Below are 14,244 nucleotides of genomic sequence, written 5' to 3'. Positions count from 1 at the left end.
CTTATAATTATAGAAAACCAATAGAAATAAATATCTTTCTACCTATACTTCACAGCAAAACCATCACTATAACGCATATCAAAATATTCTGTTGAATGGTAATCTTTTACTTTTTTATATGATTTAAAAAATAATTCTAATCTTGAAGTTAGTTTTTTTGAACCAAGAACAACTTTTAAATCATTTGCAAACAGTAAACTAAATTGATTACCGCTATAGTATATTTTAATTATCTCTGTACCATTCTGTTTGGCAATACTATTTAGCTCTTGATAGGTTTCGTAAATATAGTCTTTATTATCTTTATCACTACTTTCTATATAAGGAAGCTCTCCATCATAGCTAAAAACTTGTGGAGTAATTATATCCATATTATCTAATAAAATTTCGTTATTATTCCAATACGCTACTGGCTTATGATCATATAGATATATAACAAGTGTAGATGGCCAAACTTTTTTTACCAAAGTATAATCAACGCCCTTAACTGAATGAAGATAATTTTCAATACTATCTGTATCAACGTCAAACCATTCTTTACTGCTTAGCTTATCAACCTTATTTATTAAATCTTGCTTTGATATATAAACCAAACCATCATTAGAAACAACATCTACTCTTGATATTTCTTTATCAGTTTTACTAACAATGTATATTGCAATACTAAGTAACACTAATAATATTAAACTCAATATTAGAAGCTTGCGTACAGCACTAATCATTTTGCTTGTTCTATTATTAATTTAACAAATTCATCGAAATTGATACCCTCTACCGCTGCAGATTTTGGTGAAAGACTATTTGCTGTCATACCTGGAGAAGAGTTTATTTCCATAATATAAAATTCGCCCTGATCATAAATAAAATCAACTCTTGCATGCCCTTTACAATCTAGTAAATCATACGCTTTTTTAGCTAACTGGCGCACCTCAAGCTCTTTTTCTTGGCATAAACCGCTAGGGCAGTGATATATTGACTTACCACTATACTTTGACTCATAATCATAAAACTCATTTGACGGCTCAATCCATATAGATGAGAAAACCTGATCATTAACTACAGCTACCGTTATTTCTTTACCCGTAATCCACTGTTCAACCATTACCTCGCCATACTTAGAAGCCTCGTCATAAGCTGGTTTCAACTCATCAATGGCTTTAACCTTGAACGTAGCTATGCTTGAACCACCATTACTTGGCTTAACAGCTACAGGAAAACTTATTTCATCTTCACTAACAAGTTTCTTAGTAAGAACTTTTGCCATTGGCGTTGGCATACGATGATGCATCCAGATCTCTTTAGAAATCATTTTATCCATTGTAATAACCGAAGATCTCATTCCTGAGCTAGTGTGCTTAATCCCCAACATCTCCAATAAAGCTGAAACTCTACCATTCTCACCGTCTTCACCATGTAAAGCAATAAAGCACTTATCAGGATTCAATTCTAGAAGTTTTGATACTAATTCTTTCGAGCTAGCATCTAAACCCACAGCATCATAACCTTGACGCACTAATGAATCCAGCACAGCTTTTCCAGAACTCAAAGACACTTCTCTTTCAGGAGAATCTCCACCATATAAAACAACTATTTTTTCTTTGCTCATAAATTCATTTTCTTCTTTCTTTGAAAAACTTTCTTAAAAGTTCTCCACATTGCTGATTCATCACACCATTAATTATTTGAAATTTATGGTTAAAACTTTTAGCCTGGTGAAGCTGCTGTATTGATGTAACACCAACACGAATATCATCACAAGCATAAATCAATTCAGAAACTCTTGCCTGAACCAAAGCACCAAAACACATTATACATGGCTCTAAAGTAACATACAATTTTGTATTAACTAATCTATAATTATTCAGCTGTTCAGCAGCTTTTCTTAGAGCTAATATCTCTGCATGAGCTGTAGGATCATTTAATGCAATAGTTTGATTATATGCTTGAGCTAATATTTGATCATTTTGATCAACAACTACCGCTCCAATGGGTACCTCATTGGCATCATAAGCTAAAAGTGCCTGCTCATAAGCCTTTTGCATAAAAAAAACATGTTTTTCATAGTCATTTGACATAAAATAAATTTATATTTTCCTTGAACAAAAGATATCTCTTAGATAATATTACACATTACAAAATTGTTTGCCAGCGCTTTTTAATAAAGCCAGTGGGTGCTTGCAAACTATGTTAAACCAACCACACTGGAAATGGAAATAAATAAAATGTCAGAAAATTTCAAAGAACTATTTGAACAATCTCTAAAACAAACAGAGATGAGAATAGGTAAAATCATCGAAGCAACTGTTGTTAGTCTAGATAAAGAATTTGCAATGATTGATGCTGGTCTTAAATCAGAATCTTTCATCCCTGTAGCTTCTTTAAAAAATAGCGATGGTGAACTAGAAGTAGCTGTTGGTGATAAAATCAACGTTGTTCTAGAGGCTTTAGATAACAGCTGCGGTGAAACTAGATTATCAAGAGACAAAGCTAAGAAAATTGAGCTTTGGGACAGAATCGAAAACGCTTTCGAAAACAATGAAACTGTTCTTGGTAAAATCACTAATCACGTACGTGGTGGTTATACTATGGATGTAGAAGGCCTTAGAGCTTTCTTACCTGGTTCATTAGTTGATACAAGACCTATCAAAGATGTAGCACACTTAGAAGACAAAGACATCGAGTTAAAAGTTGTTAAGATAGATACTAAGAGAAATAACATCGTTGTTTCTAGAAAAGCTGTTATCGAAGAGAACAACTCTGGTGATAGAGATGCTATGCTAGAGAAAATCTCTGAAGGTACTGTACTTAAAGGTATCGTTAAAAACATCACAGACTTCGGTGCGTTTATTGATCTTGGTGGTGTTGATGGTCTATTACACATTACAGATATTTCTTGGAGCAGAATCAGCCACCCTACAGATGTACTATCTATAGGTCAAGAAATCGATGTTAAAGTAATCAAGTTTGACAAAGAGAAGCAAAGAATATCTCTAGGTATCAAGCAACTTGGTGAAGATCCTTGGTTAAATATTGCTAATGAGCTTCCTGTAGGTGCTAAGCTAATGGGTACTGTAACTAACATTACTGATTACGGTTGTTTTGTTAAGCTTAAAGAAGGTATCGAAGGTCTAGTTCATACTTCAGAAATGGATTGGACTAACAAAAACGTTAACCCTCATAAAGCTGTATCAATTGGTCAAGAAGTTGAAGTTATCGTACTTGAGCTAGATGCTGACAAGCATAGAATATCTTTAGGTATCAAGCAATGTAGACCTAATCCTTGGAGCGAGTTTGATAAAAACTACAAAACAGGTGATAAAGTTACTGGTAAAATCAGATCAATCACTGAGTTTGGTGTATTTATCGGTCTTGAAGGTGGCATAGATGGTCTTGTGCATATCTCAGATGTTGCTTGGGATAACCCTGCTAAAGCTATCAAAGAGCTTAAGAAAGGTGATGAAGTAGAAGCAGTATTAGTTTCTGTTAACACTGATCTTGAAAGAATTGCTCTTAGCATGAAGCAACTTTCTGAAGATCCATTCAAGAACTTCATCAACATTCATCCGAAAGGTTCTTTAGTGAAAGGTACAGTAGCTAAAGTACAAGAAAATGGTGCTGTTGTTATGCTTGATGAAGACAACAATATTGATGGTTTCATCAGAATTGCTGAAGTATCTGTTGATCATACAAAAGATGTTCGTGATGAATTAAGCGAAGGTCAAGAAGTAGAAGCTAGAATTATCAATATCGATGCTAAGAAGAGAAGTATAGCTCTTTCTATTAAAGCTGTTGATGAAGATAACACTGCAGCTGGCAAATCTAACTACAAAGTAGAGCAAATGACTCCTACTACTCTTGGTGATCTTATCAAAGAACAACTAAGCAAGAAGTAAGAATCTACAACTACTAAATATTAAATCTACTTAACCTATAAGTTATTTTTAGCTTATAGGTTTTTTTATTTCTAAAATCAACTAAAATTACTCTCACAAAAATATTTTACTCAAAAAAATATGCTTACTGATAATATACAAGTTATTAATACTGAACTTAGAAATAACAAAGTTGTTAGTATACCAACTGATACCGTATATGGTCTTAGCTGCAAGTTATCTAAAGATGCTGTTAAGAAAGTTATAAATCTTAAAAAAAGAGACTCTAGTAAAGGCTTTATTATAATATCTCATAATTATAAACATCTACTAAGATATGTTGATATAGCACAACTAACTACAAATCAGATTGAAAAAATATCTACAAAACAAAATACTCCCACGACATGGATTGTCCCCGGTAAAGATAGTATTCAATGGTTAACAGGTGGCAAGCCAACTATTGCCATACGCCTAGTAAACACAGTTATAATTAGCCAGATATGTTCAAATATTAATGATGCTATCATATCGACAAGTGCAAATATTTCTGGTCATAACTTTATTAACAATGCTGAAAATATAACCAAGACATTTCCAGATATTTATGTCTTAAAAACTCAAGCAAAAGCATCGCAACCATCTAGAATTATTGATATAATTACAAACCAAAGATTAAGATAGTGGCTGGTAATTTATAATTTGATAAATTACTAAAAATGTAATAGCATTACTTTGTTAAACTACTTGAGTAGAAGTTAAAGGAAAAAAATGGAAAAGATAAGTCGCAAAGAAGTTCAAGATAAGTTGTGGAGCAATGAAGATGAAAACAATTTATCTAATGAGCAGTATAATGCTCTTTTAATCGAGCAGTATAGAATTTATGTTGAGTTAACAGATAGAACTGGTTATAGAAGAATCGTTATTAATCTTTTCTTCTTGGTTTTCAACCTAATATTAGTTGGTATTGTTGCTCTAGCTATTAGTAATAATATAAACGTTGAGAATCCTCCTTCCGCCATATTAATCTCTATCCCATACTTTGCTGGATTAGTATTTTGTTATGCTTGGTGGAAAATTATTAGATTCTTTAGACATCATATACAAATCAAAAATAGTATCGTTCCTTCTCTAGAGAGACGCCTACCTTCAAGAGTATGGCTAACAGAAGAACATATTGCTGAAGAGAAAGGATCATTTAAACCTATCAGAATATTAGAAATATATATGCCATTTATTTTCATGGGTATATATTCAGCTTTATTCTTATTTATTCAATTAGCTTGGCTAAATCACTAATCTAATTATGTCATCTTTTAATGCTAAAAAATTTGAAAATATTGATGCATCTAAACAATCTCAAACATTTATTAATGCTTTAGAGAAATTTAACTCTACTAAACAAATTCAAGAACTTAAACAAATAGCACGAGATAAAATTAAAACTTTTGATAAAACTACTATTCTAGATGCTGGATGTGGTCCTGGATTTGAGTCAATTAAAATAGCTCTTGAATTTCCTAACAGCACTTGTAGAGCTGTTGACTTAAGTAGCGACTTTTTAGAAAATGCCAATCTCAAAGCCATGAATGAAAATCTTATAAACTTAGATTTTCAGCAAATGGATATACATGACTTAGACTTTGATGATAACTCTTTTGATTACTCACGTGCAGAAAGAGTACTTTTATATTTAGAAGACCCTATGCAGGCTTTAAAAGAGCTTAAAAGAGTTACCAAAAACAATGGTTATATATGCTTAATTGAGCCTGATTGGGAAACAAACACAATTAATATTGCTAATAAGCAACTAGTAAGAAGAATCATTAATTACGACTGTGATAAAAATATTCGTAATGGCTGGATAGGAAGACAACTCCCCCAATACATCAAAAACTTAGGGCTTAATTTTGAAATAGATACTAGAGTGGTTATCTTGCCTCAAGATTTAGCATATACGTTCTATACTGGAGTTATATGCGCAAATTATGAAAACAACAATATTAATAGCGAAGAGTATGATTTTCTTAACAAGGAAATTAATAAGCTATATGAAGATAGCGATTTATTTTGTACAATATCGTACTTTTTATATATCTGTAAAGTTATTAAGAGCTAGCTTGAATCTCTAGCTGTTGTTGAGAAATATATTCATCATTCTTCTGCCAGATATCATTTAACCAATTTTGGAAACTTTTTTTATCCTTTTCATTATTAAAATAGTCTCCTAATGGAACTTCTGAAATTGGTATAAAATCTACTTTCACCTTTATTCTCTTTGTCTTTCTAACCATAAAATCCCATAAAGTTTGCTCAGGATCATCATAGACAATAGTCGTATTTAATATTCCAACCATTCTATCTGATAAGCTTTTTAGTATTACAGCTATACCTCCAGCCTTAGGATTGAGTAAATTTTTATAATTACTATTCTTTACCTTCTCAAGTGAAAATCTAGTTCCTTCAACGAAGTTAACAATTGTAGTAGGTCTTAAAGATAATCCTTTACAATATTTAAAGGTTTTATTAAGGTCTTCTCCTTTCTTCTCCGGATTTGCGGCCAAATACTCTTTTGAATATCTTTTCATTGCCGGAAATTCAAGAGCCCAAGCAATTAAACCTAGAACAGGAATAAAAAATACCTGAACTTTCATAAAAAACTTAGGAAAAGCTATCTTTTTATGAAAAGCTAACATCAATATAAAAGTATCAAGCCAGCTTTTGTGATTACATATAATTAAATAAGAGCTATTTCTATCTAAATTAGCATTTTGTTCAAACTCAATTTCTGTTGGAGAAAATAACTTTGTGATCAAAATAGCATAACTAACCCAGACACTTACACAATACTCAACTGCTGAGGTACAAAAGTATCGTATACCTTTTACAGGCACAAGTAATTTAATCAGTGAAAAGAAAAATACAGGAATAACAGTAACTACTGCACTTGATAAAAAACAAGTCGTCGAGAACAAAGCATAATATGTATACTTTAGAATTTTAATCATAATATTTTAAAAAATTATCCTTTGGTATTTATAGTACCACTTATAAACTTTTTTTTAAAAGATCTTAGCTAAATATGTTTATTAATAATCATTAATCTTTAAAGTCCGTCAACTTATTAACTTACCGTAGTTACTGCTATGCTAATAAAAACCTACCTTGCATATAATAGTCTTTATGCTCAAATTTATGTTTAGTGCGTAACTTCAATTATTAATATTTTTTAAGTTGAGAAGTAACACTTAATTTATCATTATGATCAACTTTAATTGTTATAGCTCCATTTGTATATGTATCAAAAATTTTATGTTTTAAATCATTGAACCGATATAATTCTCCTACCCTATTTGATATATAAATAATATAATCAAGTCGATTATTAGTAAACTTTGAATATAGCCTTGTTGGTGTAATTATAATATCTGGTGAAACTATCCTATTATATAAGTTAAAAATTTTTTCTTGAGAGTTTAAGCTTGTATTATCAAATAACAAAAACTCCCGATTTAAATACTTTATATCAACTAAACAAGTATTTTGATTTGATAAAAACTTAATCTCTAAGTTGTTAAGCAATAAGTTATTCTTATAACTGCATTTTATTAAACCTAAGTTATTATTTTCATTATTTGAAATAGTTTTTTCTATGGGGATAATCTGATTAATATTTTTTAAATTAAAACTCTTTTGACTACCAACAACAATTAAATAATCAACTTTATCAATCCCCTCAAGCTTTAGATAGCTAGCCAAGATATTGGATAAAATATACTCATTACCTAAATTCTTAACTGACGTATATAAAATATTCTGGCCATTATTTTGAGCCAAAACCATCTCATCTTTAGTATCAAAAACATGTAACTTAAAATATTCATATTTCTTTGATAAATCTGTAGATGACTGAAAAAAGACTAGACACATTACTAATCCAAGCAATCTAACCGACTTAGAAAAAGGAAAAATCAATAAAATAATACCGACAAGCACAATTATTAGGCTAGTTAGTGAAAAATAACTCCAATACTCTACAAGCGGAATATGCTTAGTTAAAAACTCTAGATATATGTATAGCAACTTTAAAAAAGCCATAGGTATAAACCAAAGTTTTAGGCCAATGAAAGAAATAACCAAACAAAATAATAATAACGGTAATATCACGAAACTCACTAAAGGAATAGCAACAATATTTGCCAAAATGGAAACTACGGAGAAGCTATCAAAATAATAGACTGAGATAGGAATTAAAAATATTGTTAAATAAACTTGTGGCAAAAGAAAAAGAGCTAATTTTGATTTATACTGTTGTAGCAATACCGAAATAATAACCAATATAGTTACAGCGGAAAAACTAAGCCATAAGCTAATACTATAGATAGATTTAAAATCTAATAACAATATAACGATAAATGCAATAAAAAGAGATCTAACTATTGAGATTCTTTTTTTAACAAGCCATAAAACAACTACTACTAATAGCATAATAACAGCTCGTTGAGTAGGTAAGCTAAACCCAGCAAGCAGACTATAGCTAAAAGCTACTATCACAGAAGATGTAACACCTATATATTGTGCTGGTAACTTACGACACAATTTTGGCGAAAGAGACCATATACCTCTAAAAACCAAAAATGCTATAAATGCTAATAAACCTATATGTAAGCCCGAAATTACCATCAAATGAGAGGTTCCTGAGCGAACTAATAGATTTTGTTCTGATTCTGTGAAATCCTTATCACCAATAAGTAATGCTAATACAAAAGGCTTTAGTTTATTTTCATTCAGCTGACTCTGTAGATGATTATAGATATAGTATCTAAATCTTTCTGGCAGAGATAATATTGATGTACCACTATATTTTATCCTAGAGCCATTCTTAATATTTCCTAGTGCAACAATATAATTATGCTCTAAATATTGTGAATAATTAAAAGCATTTGTATTATCATATTCATGTGGTTTATAGATTTTCGCCAATAAGGTAAGTTCATTAGCAGGTATTAGATAATGCCGATAACTCTTATCTGCTTTGAGTAAAACATCTCCATATTTAAACGTATGAAAAACAAATTCTAACTTATCATCTTTTTGCTTTGGAATAGTACTAACTACACCTGATAATGATACCTCTTGATTATATTTAAATTTTTCAATATTTTGATACGAATCGCAAGAAGAAATACTTATAAACAAAAGTATAATAAGTAAACAATTTTTTCTAATTAGCATCACAAGAGATAAAAAATATTACTACTTAGAATAATATTACATTAACAAACTTAATACTAACAAGATAACTAAAACTAACTTTTTACTTCTTTTCTACATTTATGAACATTACCTAAACAGCATCATAAATATTTACCTAGATCACATATAATATACACTAGCATATCCTAATAATACACCAATAAAACCTATATATAAGAATTTACTCCTAGTATCATTTCACCGACAATATTTGTCTTATGAGTTTTGGTTTGAAAACTTTTCCCATTTAAGCTAATAAATACGTCTTCTAAATTAATATGTTGCTTTTTACAGTAATTACATATTAAAGCTAAATTTATTAATTCCTTAGCACTAGTTGAATGATTCTGCTTAACAACACCATTTAAGATGCTTCCTATTTCATATTTACCTCTCATTACCTCTCCCCTTTACTTATTTTTGTTTTTGTAAAACTAAAACATATTTATTATTATGATTTTATTATTATAATATATATAATCAAAAAAGCAAATAAATACAAAAAATAAATTAATTTAGAGCTAAAATAATGTTTTGGTTATTATATCAATAAAGATCATGTCTTTTTATGTTCAAAATTAGACAAAAAAGATTTTTTATAATATAAATATTAAGTATCGTTATATTTGTATTTTCGTTTGTTATAAAAAAGTCTTGTCATTTATTAAAAAAGGTAGATAATACATTCGCCTTAGTTATAACAAGATGTTATATATGAAACCCTTAAAGATAATCACTGATAATAAAGATGTATGGTCGCCATACTATCCTTACTCAAACTTAGAAACAACTCATCAATATCTACAAGGTATTAGTATAAAGCCAAATTATATTATCAACTTATCTGAGCAAATGGGTTATCTAGAACAAGGATACTATGCTTGTCTACTAGCACATTCAAATAAAGACACTATCATACCAACAGTTGAAACATTAAATAGTATTAGTCACTTTGAAGAAACTTTATTATCTAACTTAATTAATAAAGATCTTAAGTTTATTAATACTCTTAAGAATGAATATATTAATATAAAAATTTTCTTTGGAGTATCTAATATAAATGGATTTGAGAAATTAGCTAAAAAGATATTTGAATCATATCCAACACCAATACTAGAAACAGTACTAGAAAAGCAAAACACTATTTGGAAAATAAAAAGCATAACTATTGGTAAGATTAGTCAACTTAGTGATAACGAACAGACAATTTTTGCAAATGCTCTAAATAATTTTAGTAGTAAAGTTTGGCGTAAGCGGAAAAATAAAAAAAGTTATCACTATGATCTAGCAATACTACATGATTCTAATGAAACCCTTCCTCCTAGTGATAGTAAAGCACTAAAAAACTTCCAACAAGCTGCTAATAGCCTAGGTATATATACGGACTTAATAACAAAAGATGATTATATGAGGCTACTTGAATATGATGGACTTTTTATTAGAACTACAACTTCTATCAACCACTATAGCTATAGTTTTGCTAAAAAAGCTGAGGATAATAATTTAGTAGTTATTGATGATACAAAATCAATAACTTGTTGTACAAATAAAGTTTATTTACATAACTTAATGACTAAAAATAAGATTCCTATACCAAAAGGAAAACTTATCTTTAAAAATGATGACTTATCACCTCAAGAATTAATTAAAGAACTTGGTTTACCTATCGTACTAAAAATTCCTGATGGTTCATTCTCAAAGGGTGTTAAAAAAGCTAACTCTATTGAAGATTTAGAGCAAATCCTTAGCGATATGTTTGAGCAATCTTCAATAATAATTGCCCAAAAATATTATTATACTGATTTTGATTGGCGCATAGGAATACTAAATAATAAACCAATATATGCCTGTAAATACTATATGGCAAAAAATCATTGGCAAATAACTAACCATAACAAAAAATCGACACAGCATGGTAAATCTGAAGCATTTGCTATTCATCAAGTTGATAAAACTATTATTAAAATAGCACTCAAAGCTGCAAAAACCATAGGTAATGGACTGTATGGCATTGATATTAAAGTAATTGACAATAAACCTATTATTATTAGACCTCTTGCGAAATACTAATTATTCACCATATATATAGAAAGATTGCTTAAGAGATCCATAAAAATGCAAATAAGCTACGCAATATTGTCAAAGAAAGCCAGAATATTTAGAAAACTAACAGGTTTAAAACTAAAACATTTCAATAAAATCTTAACCGATGCCTCAAAATCCTTAGATGAAGGATTTCCAAGGATTGGCAGAAAGCCAAAAGTTGATAATCATGCAGATAGATTATTGTTAGTTTTAATATATTATCGTTGCTATATGACACAAGAATTTTTAGGCTACTTGATAGGATTAGATGAATCAAATGTAAATCGCCTAATTAGACGAGTAGAGTTACTACTAGTTAAAGAAATACATATAAAAAAAGATAGAAGCATGACTAATCAAAAAGTAGAAAGACTTTTAATAGATGCAACAGAACAGCCAATCCAGAGACCTAAGAAATTAAAACGAAGAAAGGCTAACTATTCAGGGAAGAAAAAAAGCCATACACAGAAAGTAGAAATAGCTATCAGTGAAGCAGGTCAAATAGTTAATGTTTCGAAGGTTTATCCAGGCAGTGTTCATGATATAACTGTTCGCAGAAAATCAGATAAATTAGCTCGTGATGTTGATAAATATTGTGACAATGGCTACCAAGGTATTCAAAATGAATCTACTAAAGTAAAACTCCCCTATAAAAAGCCCAAAGGAGGTTCTTTAAGTATAGAGCAGAAGAATTATAATAAATGGCTTAGTAAGATTAGGATTTATGTTGAGCATAAAATTGCAGAAATTAAAAAGTTTCGTATACTGGGTGAAACCTATAGAAGTTTTGGTAAAAAAGCTAATCTTAGGTTTAATTTAGTGGCTGGAATAGTTAATTTACAAAACGGATTCTAAAAAGAAAATACCTACTTAGAAATAAAATGCCTCTGAAGTAGTATTTCGCAAGAGGTCTATTGAGATTAATGATAACCCATCTATCGACTCTGATATTGAAGATGCATATATTGGTGATCAACTATACACAACGATAATGCTAGAGTTTCTCAATAGAATGAATCATAAGAAGCTACCATATGCAAATAACTAAAGCTAAGTTATCACACCTTAAAGAGCTTATTGATTTAGAAGACTCTACTTTTCTATCCGATAAGATATCCAGAAGACAGTTTATTTATAACATAAAAAAGCAGAAAAACTTTTTTGTTTCTAAGAAGGCAAGCTCTCTAACAGGATACATACTATGCTTTGAATATAAGAAAACAATTAGGATATATTCTCTCGCTGTTTGCCAAAACTCTCAAGGTCAAGGAGTAGGCAAGAGACTTCTAGAGTATATTCTAAATAACTCAACAAAAGATATCACTCTAGAAGTAAACACTAATAACTTTCGAGCTATAAACTTATATAGAAATATAGGATTCAAAATTCATAAGAAAATAAATAGCTTTTATGAGAATGGTGATTCAGCATATAAAATGTTGTTAACAAAAAAGAATAATTTAAAAAATTAATAATGAAAAAGTTGAGCTAATACACTTTGTAAAAATATCTGAATACAGAATAAAGCTATCAAAACGATAATAGGTGAAAAATCAAATCCAGATTTTGGTTTTATAACACCCCTAGCTCTTGCTAGAAGCGGCTCTGTAATTTGAAATATTACTATAAATATAGGATTTAAACCACCTTGAATAAACCAACTAGCTATAGCTCTTATAACAATCAAATAAACATACATATTTATGATAGCAAAGATTATATCCACAAAAGGCTTTATAAATATAAAGGTCAAATCAAACCCTATACCATTGAGTAAGCCTAAAAGTAAGTCTTGAATAACAAAAACTAGATACACTGCAACAATACATGACCAGTCTAAATTTAAGAAGCCCGGCACAAGCTTTCTAATTGGTAGGATAATAGCATTCGTAACACGCATAATCATCTGACAAACTAGATTATAAAAATCTGCTTTTACCCACTGCAAGAAAAACCTAAATAACAATATAAAGGCATATAAACCAAAGACTATACTAACTAAAAAATCAGCAACATTAATTAAACCGTTTAACATTGTTTTACCTATTTATTCTTTTTAATATATTCGATACCAGCAGCTATTGCTTCAACTTGGGCTAAAATACATTCTTGAGGATTTGTTTTTGGGCTATCTGGATATACTTCTGTAGTAGTTGTATATTCAGCATTAGATAAAGACATACAAAGCTTTTCTTTGTCTGAATCACAAACCATAACACCATTTTTTATAGTATCATCGCCAAGAATACTTATATCAGGGTCTGTCGGTGCTATATGCGTAACTTTAGCTACAGCGTCGATTATATAATTTTGAAACTCATGATGAGGTCTATTGCTATTAGCAACTAGATAAAAACCATCTGGTATTCCCCATTTATCTATAAATATACCTTCTCGTGCTGCTAATGCTGGTCTAAATTCACTATCATCAGTATCTGTAGTCTCATGTAAATCTATATGCATTATAAAATCTTGATTTAAAGAATACACATATTTCATTGCAGCAACTGACTCTTGACAGCCACTATCTAGATAAAAAGATCTATTTGGATCTACAGCATTAGGATTCCAACGGTTAATTGTTTCATAACCCCAAGGACTTAAACATGGTAAGATAACTATATTAAAATCTTTAGCAAATTCTAAAGCTCTTGTTTGGGCAAAACTAATTGCTCCTTGAACACCACTTGTCTCATACCCATGGACACCACCAGTAACTAATATAGATGGTTTAGAAGCATCCCAGTTTTTAGTTTTAAGAGCATATAGTTTATAACTACCAACTGAATATTCCAGCTTATGATATACATCGACATCAAAGTTTGAAGTTAAAGCTAATATTTTTTGCTCTGCTTCTTCATTATAAGATCTTTTCTTACCTTGCTCATTAAGCCATTGCTGTTTCTCTTGCGAACCCCATTTTTCACCAGGTGTTCCAATATGATAATTCTCAGACATAATTAAATTTAATTAATATAACATTAAATAACAATTATATATTTTTTTAAACTAAAAGTCAGTGGATGAAATA

General features: G+C 29.9%; 14 protein-coding genes and 2 pseudogenes. 8 read left to right on the top strand and 8 right to left on the bottom strand.

Annotated elements, in window-relative coordinates:
• Window positions 1-38 precede the first annotated feature (38 nt).
• The 3 genes from F7310_RS00815 to tadA are packed head-to-tail and all read right to left on the bottom strand — an operon-like array spanning window position 39 to window position 2,075.
• Window positions 39-722 (bottom strand): cell division protein FtsQ/DivIB, encoded by a 684-nt coding sequence (locus F7310_RS00815; RefSeq protein ID WP_072711184.1) that lies wholly within the window; start codon window positions 720-722, stop codon window positions 39-41.
• On the bottom strand, window positions 719-1,606 hold the full coding sequence (locus F7310_RS00810; RefSeq protein ID WP_072711183.1) for a D-alanine--D-alanine ligase: 888 nt from the start codon (window positions 1,604-1,606) through the stop codon (window positions 719-721). The genes F7310_RS00815 and F7310_RS00810 overlap by 4 nt, the downstream gene beginning before the upstream one ends.
• 4 nt (window positions 1,607-1,610) lie before the next feature.
• Window positions 1,611-2,075, bottom strand: coding sequence for a tRNA adenosine(34) deaminase TadA (tadA, locus tag F7310_RS00805; protein ID WP_072711182.1), 465 nt, complete (start codon window positions 2,073-2,075; stop codon window positions 1,611-1,613).
• 147 nt (window positions 2,076-2,222) lie between these two features.
• Between tadA and rpsA the strand changes: the two genes are divergently transcribed.
• From rpsA to F7310_RS00785, 4 genes are all read left to right on the top strand, one after another.
• Window positions 2,223-3,893, top strand: coding sequence for a 30S ribosomal protein S1 (rpsA, locus tag F7310_RS00800; protein WP_072711181.1), 1,671 nt, complete (start codon window positions 2,223-2,225; stop codon window positions 3,891-3,893).
• A 120-nt stretch (window positions 3,894-4,013) separates the two neighbouring features.
• Window positions 4,014-4,556 (top strand): L-threonylcarbamoyladenylate synthase, encoded by a 543-nt coding sequence (locus F7310_RS00795; protein WP_072711180.1) that lies wholly within the window; start codon window positions 4,014-4,016, stop codon window positions 4,554-4,556.
• Between the two features lie 87 nt (window positions 4,557-4,643).
• A complete protein-coding gene (locus F7310_RS00790) occupies window positions 4,644-5,171 on the top strand; it encodes an intracellular proliferation membrane protein RipA (protein ID WP_072711179.1) in 528 nt (175 codons plus the stop codon).
• 7 nt (window positions 5,172-5,178) lie between these two features.
• Window positions 5,179-5,991, top strand: coding sequence for a methyltransferase domain-containing protein (locus F7310_RS00785; RefSeq protein ID WP_072711178.1), 813 nt, complete (start codon window positions 5,179-5,181; stop codon window positions 5,989-5,991).
• Here F7310_RS00785 and F7310_RS00780 read toward each other — a convergent pair.
• From F7310_RS00780 to F7310_RS00770, 3 genes are all read right to left on the bottom strand, one after another.
• Entirely contained in the window at window positions 5,981-6,880 is a 900-nt protein-coding gene (locus F7310_RS00780; protein ID WP_072711177.1) for an acyltransferase, read from the bottom strand. The two genes, F7310_RS00785 and F7310_RS00780, sit on opposite strands and share 11 nt — an antisense overlap.
• A gap of 211 nt (window positions 6,881-7,091) precedes the next feature.
• Window positions 7,092-9,107, bottom strand: a complete 2,016-nt coding sequence (locus F7310_RS00775; protein WP_072711176.1) for a ComEC/Rec2 family competence protein — start codon at window positions 9,105-9,107, stop codon at window positions 7,092-7,094.
• A gap of 188 nt (window positions 9,108-9,295) precedes the next feature.
• A complete protein-coding gene (locus tag F7310_RS00770; RefSeq protein WP_072711175.1) occupies window positions 9,296-9,526 on the bottom strand; it encodes a hypothetical protein in 231 nt (76 codons plus the stop codon).
• A gap of 316 nt (window positions 9,527-9,842) precedes the next feature.
• On the opposite strand from F7310_RS00770, the pseudogene F7310_RS00765 reads away from it, so the two are divergent.
• The 4 genes and pseudogenes from F7310_RS00765 to F7310_RS00755 all read left to right on the top strand — a co-directional run.
• A pseudogene (locus F7310_RS00765) lies at window positions 9,843-11,177 on the top strand (RimK family protein); the annotation flags it as partial.
• A gap of 66 nt (window positions 11,178-11,243) precedes the next feature.
• The gene (locus F7310_RS00760; RefSeq protein ID WP_072711046.1) at window positions 11,244-12,068 is read left to right on the top strand and encodes a transposase family protein; all 825 of its coding nucleotides are present in this window, start codon (window positions 11,244-11,246) and stop codon (window positions 12,066-12,068) included.
• A 58-nt stretch (window positions 12,069-12,126) separates the two neighbouring features.
• A pseudogene (locus F7310_RS10850) lies at window positions 12,127-12,261 on the top strand (RimK family alpha-L-glutamate ligase); the annotation flags it as partial.
• Window positions 12,248-12,685 (top strand): GNAT family N-acetyltransferase, encoded by a 438-nt coding sequence (locus F7310_RS00755; RefSeq protein WP_072711174.1) that lies wholly within the window; start codon window positions 12,248-12,250, stop codon window positions 12,683-12,685. The pseudogene F7310_RS10850 and the gene F7310_RS00755, both read left to right, overlap by 14 nt.
• Here the strand turns inward: F7310_RS00755 and F7310_RS00750 are convergent.
• Together F7310_RS00750 and F7310_RS00745 are read right to left on the bottom strand one after the other, a co-directional pair.
• Window positions 12,682-13,248: a YggT family protein gene (locus tag F7310_RS00750; RefSeq protein ID WP_072711173.1), complete on the bottom strand. Its 567-nt coding sequence runs from the start codon at window positions 13,246-13,248 to the stop codon at window positions 12,682-12,684. The two genes, F7310_RS00755 and F7310_RS00750, sit on opposite strands and share 4 nt — an antisense overlap.
• An 8-nt stretch (window positions 13,249-13,256) precedes the next feature.
• Window positions 13,257-14,171 (bottom strand): M14 family metallopeptidase, encoded by a 915-nt coding sequence (locus F7310_RS00745; RefSeq protein ID WP_072711172.1) that lies wholly within the window; start codon window positions 14,169-14,171, stop codon window positions 13,257-13,259.
• Between the last annotated feature and the right edge of the window lie 73 nt (window positions 14,172-14,244).

This window comes from Francisella uliginis (assembly GCF_001895265.1).
Lineage (GTDB): Bacteria > Pseudomonadota > Gammaproteobacteria > Francisellales > Francisellaceae > Francisella > Francisella uliginis.
This window is presented reverse-complemented; position numbering and strand designations above follow the sequence as displayed.

Excerpts from the sequence above, each read along its gene's own strand:
- F7310_RS00795 (WP_072711180.1), top strand. The coding sequence starts at position 4,014 with ATGCTTACTGATAATATACAAGTTATTAATACTGAACTTAGAAATAAC.
- F7310_RS00815 (WP_072711184.1), bottom strand. The coding sequence starts at position 722 with ATGATTAGTGCTGTACGCAAGCTTCTAATATTGAGTTTAATATTATTA.
- rpsA (WP_072711181.1), top strand. The coding sequence starts at position 2,223 with ATGTCAGAAAATTTCAAAGAACTATTTGAACAATCTCTAAAACAAACA.
- F7310_RS00780 (WP_072711177.1), bottom strand. The coding sequence starts at position 6,880 with ATGATTAAAATTCTAAAGTATACATATTATGCTTTGTTCTCGACGACT.
- F7310_RS00785 (WP_072711178.1), top strand. The coding sequence starts at position 5,179 with ATGTCATCTTTTAATGCTAAAAAATTTGAAAATATTGATGCATCTAAA.
- tadA (WP_072711182.1), bottom strand. The coding sequence starts at position 2,075 with ATGTCAAATGACTATGAAAAACATGTTTTTTTTATGCAAAAGGCTTAT.
- F7310_RS00775 (WP_072711176.1), bottom strand. The coding sequence starts at position 9,107 with ATGCTAATTAGAAAAAATTGTTTACTTATTATACTTTTGTTTATAAGT.
- F7310_RS00745 (WP_072711172.1), bottom strand. The coding sequence starts at position 14,171 with ATGTCTGAGAATTATCATATTGGAACACCTGGTGAAAAATGGGGTTCG.
- F7310_RS00755 (WP_072711174.1), top strand. The coding sequence starts at position 12,248 with ATGCAAATAACTAAAGCTAAGTTATCACACCTTAAAGAGCTTATTGAT.
- F7310_RS00810 (WP_072711183.1), bottom strand. The coding sequence starts at position 1,606 with ATGAGCAAAGAAAAAATAGTTGTTTTATATGGTGGAGATTCTCCTGAA.
- F7310_RS00760 (WP_072711046.1), top strand. The coding sequence starts at position 11,244 with ATGCAAATAAGCTACGCAATATTGTCAAAGAAAGCCAGAATATTTAGA.
- F7310_RS00770 (WP_072711175.1), bottom strand. The coding sequence starts at position 9,526 with ATGAGAGGTAAATATGAAATAGGAAGCATCTTAAATGGTGTTGTTAAG.
- F7310_RS00750 (WP_072711173.1), bottom strand. The coding sequence starts at position 13,248 with ATGTTAAACGGTTTAATTAATGTTGCTGATTTTTTAGTTAGTATAGTC.
- F7310_RS00790 (WP_072711179.1), top strand. The coding sequence starts at position 4,644 with ATGGAAAAGATAAGTCGCAAAGAAGTTCAAGATAAGTTGTGGAGCAAT.